This window comes from Chelatococcus sp. XZ-Ab1 (assembly GCF_029309855.1).
Classification (GTDB): Bacteria; Pseudomonadota; Alphaproteobacteria; order Rhizobiales; family Beijerinckiaceae; genus Chelatococcus_A; species Chelatococcus_A sambhunathii.
This window is the reverse complement of record NZ_JARKII010000001.1, coordinates 627,457-641,144: the sequence shown is the minus strand read 5'-3', so window position 1 is coordinate 641,144 and position 13,688 is coordinate 627,457. Positions and strand designations below refer to the sequence as shown.

Here is a 13,688-nt window from a genome sequence, read left to right as displayed (position 1 = left end):
CTGGGATCGCGGCGTGTTCGGGAAGGGCGCCGCCCGTTTCGTCTTGCTCTTGCCATACACGTCACCGCCCGCCGGCGCCAGCGCCGACATCACCCGCGCCTTTCGCGCCATCCCTTGCGTCGGCGGCTTTGATCAATAGATTGGGGCAGTGATCGGGCGCGGGGGCGCCCCGGACAAGCGACATGGTAGATCTCGACAGCGAACTTGCGCCGCGCCGCGCCAACAATATCGTCTATTATGGCCCCGAGGGTTTCGAGGGCATGCGCAAGGCCGGCCGCCTCGTTGCCGAGTGCCTCGACATGCTGGCCGGCCACGTGGCCCCTGGTGTCACGACCGCCGAAATCGACCGGATGGTGTTCCAGTTCGCCATGGACCACGGGGCCCTGTCGGCGACGCTGATGTATCGCGGCTACCGCCATTCGTGCTGCACATCGATCAACCACGTGGTGTGCCACGGCCAGCCGGACGAGAAGCCGTTGCGCGAAGGCGACATTGTCAACATCGACGTGACCTTCATCGTCGATGGGTGGTACGGCGATTCGAGCCGCATGTACCCCGTCGGCGAGGTTCCTCGCCGCGCCCAGCGCCTGATGGACGTAACCTACGAGGCCATGATGCGCGGCATCGCCGTCGTGCGCCCCGGCGCGACGACGGGCGACATCGGCGCGGTCATCCAGGAATATGCCGAGGGCGAGCGCTGCTCCGTGGTGCGCGACTTCTGCGGCCATGGCGTCGGCCGCTCCTTCCACGAGCAGCCGAGCATCCTGCACTTCGGCCGGCGCGGCGAAGGCGTGCCGCTGAAGCCGGGCATGATCTTCACCATCGAGCCGATGATCAATCTCGGTCGTCCGCACGTGAAGGTCCTGTCCGACGGGTGGACCGCGGTCACGCGCGACCGTTCGCTCTCGGCGCAGTTCGAACATACCGTCGGCGTCACCGAAACCGGCGTCGAGATCTTCACGCTCTCCCCCAAGGGCTATCATCAGCCCCCCTACAAGACGCCTGCATGACCACCGTCGGCGACGCCGAGGACACGCCCCACTACCATGGCCACCGCGAGCGGCTGCGCAGCCGTTTCCGGGAGGCTGGAGAAGCCGCGCTCGCCGACTACGAACTGCTCGAGCTCGTGCTGTTCCGCTCGATCCCGCGGCGGGACGTGAAGGCGCTGGCGAAGGAGCTGATCCGGCGCTTCGGGTCCTTCGCCGAGGTGCTCGCGGCGCCGCCCTCGCGCCTCGCCGAGGTCGAAGGCATCGGCGACAGCGTCGTCACCGACCTCAAGATCGTCGAGGCCGCGGCCCGGCGCATCACGCGCGGCGCCGTTGCCAAGCGCCCCCTGCTCTCCTCCTGGAACGCCGTCATCGATTATTGCCGCACGGCCATGGCCTTCGCGGACAAGGAGCATTTCCGCGTCCTCTTCCTCGACAAGCGCAACGGCCTGATCGCCGACGAACTGCAGCAGACCGGCACCGTCGACCATACGCCGGTCTATCCGCGCGAGGTCGTCAAGCGGGCGCTCGAACTTTCGGCAACGGCAATCATCCTCGTGCACAATCACCCGTCAGGCGATCCGACGCCCTCGTCCGCCGACATCAAGATGACGCGGACCATCGGCGAGATTGCCGAGCCGCTCGGCGTCATGGTGCACGATCACATCATCGTCGGTCGCGACGGCCACGCGAGCTTTCGCGGGCTGGGGCTGCTGGAGTGAGAAAACCGCGCAGGCGACAGAAAAGGAAACTTGATTTAAAGGAACGTGCGGCACGGTGGGGCACCCGCTTCGAGCGCGAGGATCCGCACGCTTGCCCGTGAAAGGCTTCCCTTCCCCCACGACCGTCGCCACGCGCCTCGTGTGGCCGATGGCGGCGCTGATCCTCTTGATCCTGCTGCTCTCGGGCAGCGTGTTCTGGTGGATGAGCCGCACGCTCGACCAGGCGGCCATGCAGGACGAACGCGCTCGCGTGACCCTTGCGCTGAACGATCTGCGCCAGCACACGCTCGAACGCCTGCGCGCCTTCGCGACGACTCTGGCCGAGGCCAAGGTGAGCCGCCCCCCGGTCGATCCCGTCGGCACGGCGGCCATCCTCACGTCCGAGAACAAGAGCCTCACCCGGCAATGGGCGATCTTCCTGCTCGACACGGACAATTCCGTGCTCTTCGGCAGCGTTGGCGGACGGGTGGCGGGCCAGCATGACTTCGATGCGCGACAAGTGATCTTCGATGCCGTCGCCCGTGACGTGCGGCAGAAGGAGATCAGCGAACTACCACTCCATGCCGGCACCGCAGTGACGAGCGGCGCGACCCGCATCGTGCACGACGGCTGGAGCGCCTATGTGGTGGCCGCGACGACGATCAGCAACGAAAGTCCGCATATCGTTGTCGGTGCCAGCGAGCTCGATGCGCGGGCCCTGGCGGAGATCGCCGGTCCGCTCGGCCTGCAGGAACTGCGCCTCACGGCCAGCAACGGGCCGCACCGGGGAGGCGCCATCGCCGTCGACGACGCCACGGACCGTGGCCCCGCCTTCCTCGTCTGGCAATCGTCGCTGCCGAGCGCCCTCATCAACAGCCAGGCGCTCACCGCCATCGGCGCCATCGCGCTGCTGACACTCGCCTTTGCCGCCGGCATCCTGCTGCATGTGCGCGGCCAGCTGATCGAACTCAACCGGCGTCAGGAGCAGGTGCAGCGACTGGCGGGCCACGATTCCCTTTCCGGCCTGCCCAACCGTCTGCTCTTCGGCATGCGTCTCGACCAGGAACTCGCCCGCATCAAGCGCTCCGACGAGGGCCTCGCCGTGATGTTCCTTGACCTCGACCGGTTCAAGGATGTCAACGACACCTACGGCCACGAGGCGGGAGACATGCTCATCCGCATCGTCGCGCGGCGCCTGTCCAACCTCCTGCGCGGCGCGGACACGCTCGCCCGCTTCGGCGGCGACGAATTCGCCATCATCCAGACGGACGTCAAGGACCCGCGCGACGCGGAAGCGCTGGCGCGGCGCATTCTCGACGCCCTGACCATGCCTTGCGAGGTGCCCGGTGGCTCCGTCACCATCGGCGTCTCGATCGGTGTGGCGTTGAGTCCGCGCAACGGGACCGAACGCGAGACGCTGATGCGGCTCGCCGACACGGCGCTTTACCAGGCCAAGAACGGCGGCCGCAACCGCTACAGCTTCTTCGAGCGCCAGATGGACGAGGCGCTGCGCCTGCGCAAGGTGGTGGAGGATGATCTGCGCGCGGCCATCCTCGCCGACGAGCTCGAACTGCACTACCAGCCCCAGTACAAGGCGAACGGCGAGGAGATCGTCGGGGTCGAGGCGCTGGTGCGCTGGCCGCATCCCCAGCACGGCATGATCCCGCCGCAGCAGTTCATCGCCATCGCGGAGGAGCGCGGCCTCATCATCCCGCTCGGCGAATGGGTGCTGCGCAAGGCCTGCGAGGACGCCAAGCGCTGGCCGGGCCTGCGCATCGCCGTCAATGTCTCGCCCATCCAGTTCCGCCAGCGCGACTTTGTCTCCAGCGTCATGACCATCATCGAAACGGCGGACATCGATCCGACGCGCGTCGAGCTGGAGGTCACCGAAGGCGTCGTCATGGACGATGCGGACGCGGCCGAAGATGCCATGATGGAACTGCGGGCCCGCGGCGTGCGCCTCGCGCTCGACGATTTCGGCACCGGCTATTCGAGCTTGATCTACCTACGCCGCTTCGCCTTCGACAAGATCAAGATCGACCGCTCGTTCCTCGAGAGCATGGAGACGACAGGGGAATCGGCCATCCTCGTGCATTCCGTCGTCCATCTCGGCCGGGCGCTTGGCCTCACCGTGACGGCAGAGGGCGTGGAGACAAGCGAGCAGCACCGCTTCCTGCAGGCGCTCGGCTGTCACGAACTGCAGGGCTACCTGTTCTCGAAACCTGTCCCGGCCGATGCGATCGACCGGCTGCTCGGCATCGAGCCCGGCAAGAGCCGCACCGACGCCGTCGCCTGAGAGCGCGGCCGCCCCCGCCTGCCGAACGTCAGGCGTAGCCGACGAGTGCGGCGATGCCGCTGACGATCGCGACGATGAAGCCGAGGCTGAGGCCGATGCCGAAGGCGCCTGCGGTCATGCCGAGAATGATAACGATGCCGTCGCGCTCCACGAGGCCGAGACCGATGAGGCAAGCCGCGAGGCCGAGCGGTATCTGACCGATGAACGGCGCGGAGACGAGCAGCCCCAGCGCCACGACGAGCAGGACGAGGCCCATTGCCCGCATGCCGGGCTGCGTGGCGAAGAACTGCAGGCGCGGCCGCGACATGCGCTCCAGCCGGCGCAGGACGGGCATGGCCCGTTCGACGGCCCGCGAGACGTCGGCCCGCGCGACGGACTTGCGCAACAGCTGTCGCGGCAGCCACGGCGCCTGCCGGCCAAGCGCCATCTGCAGCGCCACGAAGGCGAGCACGAAACCGCAGATGAGCGGGATCGGCGGCGGCATCGGCAGGCAGTTCGGCAGGCCCAGCACCACGACGAGCAGGGCAAAGGCCTGCTGGCGCAAGGTCTGCAGGATCTCGTCGACGGTCAGGTATTCGCCCTCGCCGACCGTGAGTGCATGGAGGACGGCGGAGGTACGGGGCAGCGTCGACACGAGGTAGGACCGGGCCTCAGTTTGTGAGGTCGCATTCCTATCTCACTGCTGCCCCCCGGCCAAGGGGGCGCCGGACGGGGGCACGGCCAGCGGGTATGCGGCCCGCGCAGTCGCCTTGCCGCTCAGTGCAGGCTCACCATGCCGTCCACGAGCCTGAGCTCCGCCGGCTTGATAAGCCGGCTGTGGGCAACGGTCACCGAATGAAGCGGCCCCTCCAGCTTCCTCTGCCAGAATTCCAGGAAACGGTGTAGTTCCGGAAAGCGCGGCGCCATGTCGTAGTCCTGCCAGATGTAGGTCTGCAGCAGGCGCGGATGATCCGGCATGCGGTAGAGGATGGTGGCGGTGGTCAGGCCGTAGCCGGCCACCTGCTTCACGAAGTCGCTCGAAACCATAGCTCCTCCTTCGTCGCAATGGGCCTATGGTGAACGATGGCGGCATCCATTTTCAAGCATAATTTATGAATTATATGTTTATTTACAATGTCTTAGCAGCAGTCACGCCAGATTGCTGACAAACCCCGGCGTCAATGCCCTGGCACTCTCGGCGCGCGACTGCCAAAATTTTGCTTCGAGGGCCTTGCGGGCTTCGCGCCCGTCACCTATCTCGCCGGTGCGCCGGGCGGCTGCCATCCGGGGCCGTCGGGCGACATCGAAAAATGAATCAGCCATTTCAGGAGGTTCGCGATGAAGTTCCGTCCGCTGCACGACCGCGTGGTCGTCCGTCGCCTCGACAGCGAGGAGAAGACCAAGGGCGGCATCATCATCCCCGACACGGCGAAGGAAAAGCCGCAGGAGGGTGAGGTCGTCGCCGTCGGTCCCGGCGCGCGTGACGACAACGGCAAGATCGTCGCCCCGGATGTCAAGGTCGGCGATCGCGTGCTGTTCGGCAAATGGTCGGGCACCGAGGTGAAGATCGACGGCCAGGATCTGCTCATCATGAAGGAGAGCGACATCATGGGCGTGATCGAGAGCACCGCGCAGAGCAGGAAGGCCGCCTGAGGGGGCCCTTCTGGCATGAACCCATCTGATGCCTGAAGTCATGTCTATCAGGGAGTGACGATTATGGCTGCCAAGGACGTAAAATTTTCGGCTGACGCGCGCGAGAAGATGCTGCGCGGCGTGGACGTTCTCGCCAATGCGGTGAAAGTGACGCTGGGCCCGAAGGGCCGCAACGTGGTGATCGAGAAGTCTTTCGGCGCGCCGCGCATCACGAAGGACGGCGTGACGGTCGCCAAGGAAATCGAGCTTGAGGACAAGTTCGAGAACATGGGCGCGCAGATGGTGCGCGAGGTGGCCTCGAAGACGAACGATCTGGCCGGTGACGGCACCACGACGGCCACGGTCCTCGCCCAGGCGATCGTGAAGGAAGGCGCCAAGTCGGTCGCCGCCGGCATGAATCCGATGGACCTCAAGCGCGGCATCGACATGGCCGTCGAGGCCATTGTCGCCGACCTCAAGAAGAACGCTCGCAAGATCTCCAGCAACGACGAGATCGCCCAGGTCGGCACCATTTCGGCCAACGGCGACACGGAGATTGGCCGCTTCCTTGCCGAGGCGATGCAGAAGGTCGGCAACGAGGGCGTCATCACGGTCGAGGAGGCCAAGAGCCTTGCCACCGAGCTCGACGTCGTCGAGGGCATGCAGTTCGACCGCGGCTATCTCTCGCCCTACTTCGTCACCAACGCCGAGAAGATGCGCGCGGAGCTGGAGGATCCCTACATCCTCATTCACGAGAAGAAGCTCTCCTCGCTCAACGAACTGCTCCCGGTCCTCGAGGCCGTCGTCCAGTCCACCAAGCCGCTCCTGATCGTCGCCGAGGACGTCGAGGGCGAGGCGCTCGCCACGCTCGTCGTCAACAAGCTGCGCGGCGGCCTCAAGGTCGCGGCGGTGAAGGCGCCGGGCTTCGGTGATCGCCGCAAGGCCATGCTGCAGGACATCGCCATCCTGACCGGCGGCACGGCCATATCCGAAGATCTCGGCATCAAGCTCGAGAACGTCACCCTCAACATGCTCGGCCGGGCCAAGAAGGTGGTGATCGAGAAGGAGAACACCACCATCGTCGACGGTGCCGGCTCCAAGGCCGACATCGAGGCCCGCGTGCAGCAGATCAAGGCGCAGATCGAGGAGACCACCTCGGACTACGACCGTGAGAAGCTGCAGGAGCGTCTTGCCAAGCTCGCGGGCGGCGTGGCCGTCATCCGCGTCGGCGGCGCCACCGAGGTCGAAGTGAAGGAGAAGAAGGACCGCGTCGACGACGCCATGCACGCCACGAAGGCCGCGGTCGAGGAAGGCGTCCTGCCCGGCGGCGGCGTCGCGCTGCTGCGCTCCGTCAAGGCGCTCGACGGCCTGACCCCGGCGAACGACGACCAGCGCACCGGCATCGAGATCGTACGCCGCGCCATCCAGGCCCCCGCCCGCCAGATCGCCATCAATGCCGGCGAGGACGGCTCGCTCATTGTCGGCAAGGTGCTGGAGAAGGGCGACTACGCCTTCGGCTTCGACGCCCAGGCTGGCGAATACGGCGACATGTTCAAGAAGGGCATCATCGACCCCGCCAAGGTCGTGCGCACGGCCCTGCAGGATGCCGCCTCCGTCGCCGCCCTGCTGATCACGACCGAAGCCATGGTCGCCGAGAAGCCGAAGAAGGAAGCGGCCGCGCCCGCCATGCCGGGCGGTGGCATGGGCGGCATGGACTTCTGAGGAAGTCCATCCGCCCAAGCTGAGGCAAGTGCTTCGGCCGACTGGATCGGCCGAAGTGGCGGCATGGACTTCTGAGGAAGTCCATCCGCCCAGATTGCGAGACGTGCTTCGGGAAGGCGCGGGGCTTCGGCTCCCGCGCCTTTTCCTTGCCCGCACGCCTCCGTCCACTCTTGCATCGTCGCAAGCCGCGGCTTGCACCGGTCATCTGCTCAGCGCCCGCAAGATGAGCTATTGTCGCTCCCGTCGGCGTCGCGTTTTCCGACAGAATCGGACGAACGGAAAGGAACCGCACATGGGATCGTTGAACGCGCTCGGACTGCTTTTGGCACGCGTGCTGATTGCCGTCCTCTTCATACCGGCGGGGTTCAACAAGATCACCGGTTACGCCGGCACCGCGGGATACATGGAATCGGCCGGCGTGCCGGGCATTCTTCTCCCACTCGTCATCCTCGTCGAACTGGGCGGCGGCCTTCTGCTGCTCGTCGGCTGGCACACGCGCCTCGTCGCGCTCGCGCTGGCCGGGTTCACGGCGCTCTCCGCCCTTCTCTTCCACCAGTTCTGGGTCGATCCCGAGCAGATGATCAACTTCTGGAAGAACGTCGCGATCACCGGCGGTCTGCTTGCCATCGCCTCGGCCGGCGCCGGCCGCATCTCGGTCGACGGCCGCGCCGCCTGACCGCAAATACGCGCATGCAAAAAGGCGCGGGACATATCCCGCGCCTTTCCTGTTTCCGGCACGCCTGATCAGTTGACCGTGAAGCGGCCGAGATTGAGGAACACCGTCTCGCCCGAGGCGTCGTCCACCCCGTCGTTGTCGGTCATGATGAAGGCGTCGCCCGCCGCATCGACCGCGAAGCTCTCGATCTTGTCGAGCACGTAGCCCTTGGGCGAAGCGAGATCCGGCACGAGATCGCGCAGCTTGCGCTTCTCGACCACGGGCGCATCCTTCTCGCCGACCGTCGCCGGCGTCAGCCCCTTGACAGAGAAGGTCTGCAGCGTCTTGACGGCCTTGTCGCCGAACTGGTTGTCGCGCTCGATGACGACGAAGGTGTCGTTGCCGACATAGGTGAGCTCCGACAGGCCCATCCAGCCCTTCGGCGCGGCATCGAGCGGGTAGCGCATGACGCCCCACGCCTTCGTCGCCGGCTTGTAGGTGAGGATCTTCACGAAGCCCTTGGGATCGTCCTTCCACTCGCGCTGCACGGCGACATAGACCGTCTCGTCGGCGCCTTCGCCGACGACCGCGACGCCCTCGAAGCCGAACCGCGTCGCTGCCGCGGCGAGCGTCTCGGGCAGCGCCACCTCCTCGACGACCGCACCCTCGGCATCGACGCGCACCAGGCTGCTGTGCGTGGGAACGTCCTTCTTCTCCGGGTTGCCTTCGGACGCGAGCCAGAAGCCGCCGGCCGGACGCCAGGCGATCCCCTCGATGTCTAGCCCCTTGGCCGGCGCCCCGTCGCGCGTCACCGTGATGGCGCGCGTTATCACCGCCGGCTTCTTCGCAGCATCGATCTCGAGGATGCGCGCCTCGGCATAGGCGCTGTCTGTCACGGCGAAGAGTCTGCCCGGCTGCGCGCCGTCCGCCGCGAGGCCCGACAGCGCGCCCCAGGCGATGGGCAGGCCCTTCGCGTCGTCGGCGGAGGCGATCATCGGATAGACCGGCGCCCCCTCGCCACGCTCGTAGATCATGACCGTCGCCCGCGGACCGCCGTCCTCGACGAGGTCGGTCTCGTTCGCCGTGACGAAGAGGTTGCGCTGCGGGATGGCGAGCAGCCCTTCGGGGCCGATGCCCGACGGCAGCACCTGCAGGAACTGCGGCGCCTGCCCCGGCCCGGCGTCGCGATAGACCGCGACGAAGGACGACCGCTCCGTGCCGACGAAGATCAGCGTCTCGTCGCCGTAGCGCGCGACCTCGATGCCCTCGGGCTCGATGCCCTTCTTGTCGGCGCGCTTCTCGGGGAAGTGGCCGATGCGCATGGCGAGATGCTCGAGCGCGTTGCCGCTGTCGTATTCCACCGTGCCGTCCTTGCGGAAGATGGTGAAGCCGCGCGAGCCGCCTTCGTAATCGCCCTCGTTGGCGGTGACGAAGCGCTCGTCGTCGAGCCACTTCACCGCGTCGGGCTCGCGCTTCACGTTCTCGAGGCGGCCGGTGGCGGATATGATCTTGTCGCGCTTGGTGTCGATCGCCTCCAGAGTCACGGTGCCGGCCGGCAAATGCCCGACGACCTTCGCCGTGGCGAGATCGACGACGGCGATGTGGTTGTTCTCCTGCAGGGTGACGACCACCTCATTGCGGCCGTTGACGGCGACGAACTCGGGCTCCGGATCCTCCGGCGCCACCCCGGCAAGGCCGGTGAGGTCGACCGTCTTCTTGCCCGCGCAGTCGACCGCTCCACCCTTCACCGGCAGGATGGTGAGGTTGCCGGCCGGCAGCTGGGGCAGCTTGCCCTTGTTCTCCTCCTCGTCGCGCTCGTTCTCGATGGCGATGGCGAGGAAGGCCTTGTCCGGGCTCGCCGCGATCGAATCCGGCTGGCCGCCGAGGGCGCAGGTCGCCTCGATGCTCTTCGCGGCGATGTCGACGACGGCGAGGACACCGTCCGGCTCCTTGTAGGACTTCGACGTGTTGACGGCGACGAAGGCCTTGCCGCCGATGACCGTCACCGAGGTGGGCTCGCCGCCCACGGGCAGGAAGCCGGCCGCCTTGGGCTGGCGCGGGTCGGTGATGTCGACGAAGCCGACGGCGTTCTGCGGCGAGTCGGTATAGACGAGCAGGTTGCCGTCCTCGGAGGCGGCGATGATCTCGGCCACCGTCTTCTTCTTCTGCGCATCCCGATCCGCCGGCAGGTTGGCGACGACCGGGAAGGTGGCGATGCGGTTGAAGCTCTGCTCGGCCAGGGCAGCCGCGCTCGTGCCGGCCATCAGGGCGGCGGCGAGAGCCGTGAGAAACATCTGTCGGCGCATGTTGTCCTCGATTGAAGCGCTCGGGTGTAAGGCACCGCAATGCACTTCTTTTCGATGACACTCGCGTGACAGGTCCAGCTATCTGCCCTCGTTGGCCGCCAATCCGGCCAGCGCCTCGGGCGTGTCGATGTCGATGGCGACGGCGGGATCATCCATCGCCACATTCATGACATCGCTGCGGCCGGCGAACAGCCGGCGCGCGCCCTCATCGCCCACGAGCTGCATCACGTCGGCGAAGAGCCGGCGCGCGAGCAGCACCGGATTGCCCGGCTGCCCCTGCCAGCTCGGCGCCACGGCGGCCACCCGCGGCGCCTCCGCGAAGAGCGCAATCAGCGTGTCGATGGCGGCAGCGCCGACGCGCGGCATATCGCCGAGGAGCACGACGGCCGCCCCCGCCTCATCCGGCACCGCCGCGAGGCCGCAGCGCAGCGAAGCGGCGATGCCGCTCGCATGGTCCGCGTTGCGCACGACCGTGACGCCCTTCGGCAGCACGGCCTCGACCTCGTCGGCCTCGTGCCCCGTCACGACGATGACCGGACGGGCGCGCGAGGCGAGCGCGGCGGCAACGGCATGCGCCACCATGGGCTCGCCATCGACCGGGCACAGCAGCTTGTTCGCCGCGCCCATGCGGGTGGAGCGGCCGGCCGCGAGCACGATGGCCGCGACCGCGCTCATGCGCCGTTGTCCTCGGGCTGCGGCTCGCCGCCCTCGCGCGGCTGCGGCCGCGAGACGATCTCCATCAGCAGGCCGCCGACGCCGAGCCGCATGATATCGGCGGAGGTGACGGAGAGACCGGCGAGCAGCCGGTGCAGCACCCAGTCGAAGCCGTTCTCCTTCGGTGAACGGGCGCAGCCCGGCGCGCCGAGGACGGGTTTGCCGGCGAGCCGGCCGACGAGCAGCAGATTGCCGGGATCGACCGGCATCCCGAGATGATCGACTATCCCGCCAGCGCCCGTGATCGCCGCCGGCACTACGTCCCGCCGGTCGGCGACGGCCGAGGCACCGAAGACGATGACCATGTCGATGTCCGGCCGCTCCGCGACGGCAGCCACCGCCTCGCACAGCGCCGCCTCGTCATGCGCCACGCGCTCGTCCGATGCGACGACCGCCCCGGTGGGCGCCAGCCGCCCGGCGAGGACGCGCAGCGTCTTGTCAATGACACTCTCCTTGAGCCCTGGCAGGCGCGTGGAGATGACTCCCACGGAAGTCAGCCGGTAGGGCAGTACCTTCAGGATCGGCGCGCTGTGGCGCGCGGCAGCCTCGGCCCGCTCCAGGAGGTTGCCGGAAATCGCATAGGGAATGATCTTGACCGTCGCCAGCATCTCGCCCGCCACCACGGGCTTGAAGGCGGGCAGCGTCGCCAGCGTCACCTCCTCGCTGACCGCATTGACGGCATCGACGCCCTCGGCCTCGACGACGAAGACGCCCGGCCATTCGGCGAAGAGGTTGGATCGGCCGGTGAAGGGATGCTCGACGCGCACCCCCTCGCCCGCGACCACGCAGGCGAGCCTGTGCGCCGCCTCATCCTCGTTGACGTCCCCGGGCTCCATCATCGCGACAGTCAGCGAAGAAACGCCGGCGGCCTTCAGGCGCTGCGCATCCTCCCGTGTCAGGCGATGCCCCTTGCGGATCACGACCGCGCCGGCGCGCACGCTGTGAGCGGCGATGCCGCCGATGGCGTCGACGACCCGGAGCGAGCCGAACCTCATGCCCCGTCCCCCTGCCTCAGGCTCGCCACCACCTCGGCGAGGATGGCAAGCGCGATCTCCGCCGGGCTGACGGCGCCGATGGACAGGCCGATGGGGGCGTGGATGCGCCCGATGTCCACGGGCGTGAACCCGGCCTCCGTCAGCCGCTCGACACGTCGGGCATGCGTCTTCCGGGAACCGAGCGCGCCGATGTAGAAGCAGTCGCTGCGCAGGGCAGCCGACAGCCCCGGATCGTCGATCTTCGGATCGTGCGTCAGGGCGACGAAGGCCGTGTAGCGGTCGAGCCCGATCCGGGGCAGGGCTTCGTCAGGCCATTCCGGCACGAGACGGACATTGGGGAAGCGTTCCGGCGTCGCGAAGGCGGTACGCGGATCGATGATCACCGCGTCGAGCCCGAGCTGGCGCGCCATCGGCACCATCGCCTGGCTGATGTGCACGGCGCCGGTGATGACGAGGCGGATGGGCGGCGCCTGCACCGTCAGGAACAGACGGCGCCCTCCGCTCTCCACCATGCCGCTCTTGCCCGAGCGCAGCTGCGCGAGGAGGAGCGGCGCCAGCGGATCCTCGCCGAGCGCCGCCTCGACCACCAGCCGCTGCTCGCCGCTGTCGAGGTCGCTCACCAGCACGCAGGCGCGCCGCGCGGCGCGTTCCGCGTTCATCGCCGCCAGTATGTCGAGCTTCATGCCGTCCGCCCTTCAGCCCCTCAACTCTTGTCCGTCGCCAGCTTGACGCCGAGCCCGACCAGCAGCGAACCGCCCGCGATCCGCGTCAGCCTTTCGCCCCAGCCGCCCCGCCCGAGGCGCCGCATCACCGCCGAGGCCGTCAGCACGACCGCGATATCCGCCGAGGAGAAGGCGAAATTGACGATCGTGCCGAGGATGAGCAGCTGCTGCCAGACCGGCAGCCCCGCCCCGGCATCGACGAACTGCGGCAGGAAGGCGAGGAAGAACAGCGCCGCCTTGGGGTTGAGCACCTCCACCATGACGCTTTCGGCAAAGGCCCGGCGGGCCGATTTCGGTGCCGCCGCCTCCGACGCCCCGGCGTCTGCCTTCTGCAGGATCATCCTGAGGCCGAGCCAGACGAGATAGGCGGCGCCGAGCACCTTGATGACCGTGAAGGCGACGGGCACGAGCGCGAGCAGCGCCGACAGGCCGAAGGCCGTCGCCAGCACATGCGCATAGCAGCCAAGATGGATGCCGAGCGCCGCCATGAAGCCGGCGCGCCGGCCGCGCGCGAAGGTCTGCGCCGCGGCATAGAGCATCGCCGGCCCCGGCATATAGGCGAAGACCGCGGTCGCTGCGGCAAAGGCGATGAGTGTTTCGATCGGCGGCATGTTCCCTTCCCCTGCTGCCCGGCTGCGCCGCCGCTCAATCGAGCGGCTCGAGATAGACCCTGATACGCCCGCCGCAGGACAGCCCGACCTTCCAGGCTGTCTCGTCGGCGACGCCGAACTCCAGCATGCGCGGGCTGCCCTCGTCGATGACCTCGAGCGCTTCCGTCACCACCGCGCCCTCGACGCACCCCCCCGAGACGGAGCCGAGGAAATTGCCCTCCCCGTCGATGACGAGATGGCTGCCGACCGGCCGTGGCGCCGAGCCCCAGGTCTCGACCACCGTGGCGATGGCGACCTCGCGGCCCTCGTGCTTCCACTTCTCCGCCTGTTTCAGGATGTCTTCCTCGTTCGCGAACATCGGTTCGTCCC

The 13,688-nt window shown here is 67.7% G+C and carries 14 protein-coding genes; 6 read left to right on the top strand and 8 right to left on the bottom strand.

The annotated features are described in order from the left end of the window. The first annotated feature begins 182 nt into the window (after window positions 1-182). The 3 genes from map to P2T65_RS03060 all read left to right on the top strand — a co-directional run bounded on the left by map (window position 183) and on the right by P2T65_RS03060 (window position 3,983). On the top strand, window positions 183-1,010 hold the full coding sequence (gene map, locus P2T65_RS03070; protein WP_063189095.1) for a type I methionyl aminopeptidase: 828 nt from the start codon (window positions 183-185) through the stop codon (window positions 1,008-1,010). Next, on the top strand, window positions 1,007-1,708 hold the full coding sequence (radC, locus tag P2T65_RS03065) for a DNA repair protein RadC (RefSeq protein WP_055457312.1): 702 nt from the start codon (window positions 1,007-1,009) through the stop codon (window positions 1,706-1,708). The genes map and radC overlap by 4 nt, the downstream gene beginning before the upstream one ends. A 97-nt stretch (window positions 1,709-1,805) precedes the next feature. Further along, window positions 1,806-3,983 (top strand): EAL domain-containing protein, encoded by a 2,178-nt coding sequence (locus tag P2T65_RS03060; RefSeq protein WP_245316342.1) that lies wholly within the window; start codon window positions 1,806-1,808, stop codon window positions 3,981-3,983. A gap of 28 nt (window positions 3,984-4,011) precedes the next feature. On the opposite strand, the gene P2T65_RS03055 is transcribed toward P2T65_RS03060, so the two are convergent. Together P2T65_RS03055 and P2T65_RS03050 are read right to left on the bottom strand one after the other, a co-directional pair. Further along, complete coding sequence (locus tag P2T65_RS03055; protein WP_055457314.1) at window positions 4,012-4,617, bottom strand: exopolysaccharide biosynthesis protein; 606 nt, start codon at window positions 4,615-4,617, stop codon at window positions 4,012-4,014. Window positions 4,618-4,739: 122 nt separating this feature from the next. Next, window positions 4,740-5,009 carry an usg protein gene (locus tag P2T65_RS03050; protein ID WP_055457315.1) on the bottom strand — a complete coding sequence of 90 codons (270 nt, stop codon included), beginning with the start codon at window positions 5,007-5,009 and terminating at the stop codon, window positions 4,740-4,742. A 291-nt stretch (window positions 5,010-5,300) separates the two neighbouring features. On the opposite strand from P2T65_RS03050, the gene groES reads away from it, so the two are divergent. From groES to P2T65_RS03035, 3 genes are all read left to right on the top strand, one after another. Beyond that, window positions 5,301-5,615 carry a co-chaperone GroES gene (gene groES / locus P2T65_RS03045; protein ID WP_019401251.1) on the top strand — a complete coding sequence of 105 codons (315 nt, stop codon included), beginning with the start codon at window positions 5,301-5,303 and terminating at the stop codon, window positions 5,613-5,615. Between the two features lie 63 nt (window positions 5,616-5,678). Then, a complete protein-coding gene (gene groL, locus P2T65_RS03040) occupies window positions 5,679-7,316 on the top strand; it encodes a chaperonin GroEL (RefSeq protein WP_055457316.1) in 1,638 nt (545 codons plus the stop codon). A 292-nt stretch (window positions 7,317-7,608) separates the two neighbouring features. After that, window positions 7,609-7,992: a DoxX family protein gene (locus P2T65_RS03035; RefSeq protein ID WP_055457317.1), complete on the top strand. Its 384-nt coding sequence runs from the start codon at window positions 7,609-7,611 to the stop codon at window positions 7,990-7,992. Window positions 7,993-8,060: 68 nt separating this feature from the next. Here P2T65_RS03035 and P2T65_RS03030 read toward each other — a convergent pair whose 3' ends face one another. The 6 genes from P2T65_RS03030 to P2T65_RS03005 form a co-directional block, all read right to left on the bottom strand. Beyond that, window positions 8,061-10,277 carry an esterase-like activity of phytase family protein gene (locus P2T65_RS03030; RefSeq protein ID WP_276199160.1) on the bottom strand — a complete coding sequence of 739 codons (2,217 nt, stop codon included), beginning with the start codon at window positions 10,275-10,277 and terminating at the stop codon, window positions 8,061-8,063. 78 nt (window positions 10,278-10,355) lie between these two features. Continuing rightward, window positions 10,356-10,952, bottom strand: a complete 597-nt coding sequence (locus P2T65_RS03025) for a nucleotidyltransferase family protein (protein WP_055457319.1) — start codon at window positions 10,950-10,952, stop codon at window positions 10,356-10,358. Further along, window positions 10,949-11,986 (bottom strand): molybdopterin-binding protein, encoded by a 1,038-nt coding sequence (locus tag P2T65_RS03020; RefSeq protein ID WP_145979762.1) that lies wholly within the window; start codon window positions 11,984-11,986, stop codon window positions 10,949-10,951. The genes P2T65_RS03025 and P2T65_RS03020 overlap by 4 nt, the downstream gene beginning before the upstream one ends. Next, complete coding sequence (locus P2T65_RS03015; protein WP_276199159.1) at window positions 11,983-12,669, bottom strand: XdhC family protein; 687 nt, start codon at window positions 12,667-12,669, stop codon at window positions 11,983-11,985. The genes P2T65_RS03020 and P2T65_RS03015 overlap by 4 nt, the downstream gene beginning before the upstream one ends. Window positions 12,670-12,689: 20 nt before the next feature. Beyond that, the gene (locus tag P2T65_RS03010; protein ID WP_055457322.1) at window positions 12,690-13,319 is read right to left on the bottom strand and encodes a LysE family translocator; all 630 of its coding nucleotides are present in this window, start codon (window positions 13,317-13,319) and stop codon (window positions 12,690-12,692) included. A 34-nt stretch (window positions 13,320-13,353) separates the two neighbouring features. Further along, complete coding sequence (locus P2T65_RS03005; protein WP_019400496.1) at window positions 13,354-13,677, bottom strand: XdhC family protein; 324 nt, start codon at window positions 13,675-13,677, stop codon at window positions 13,354-13,356. Window positions 13,678-13,688 lie beyond the last annotated feature (11 nt).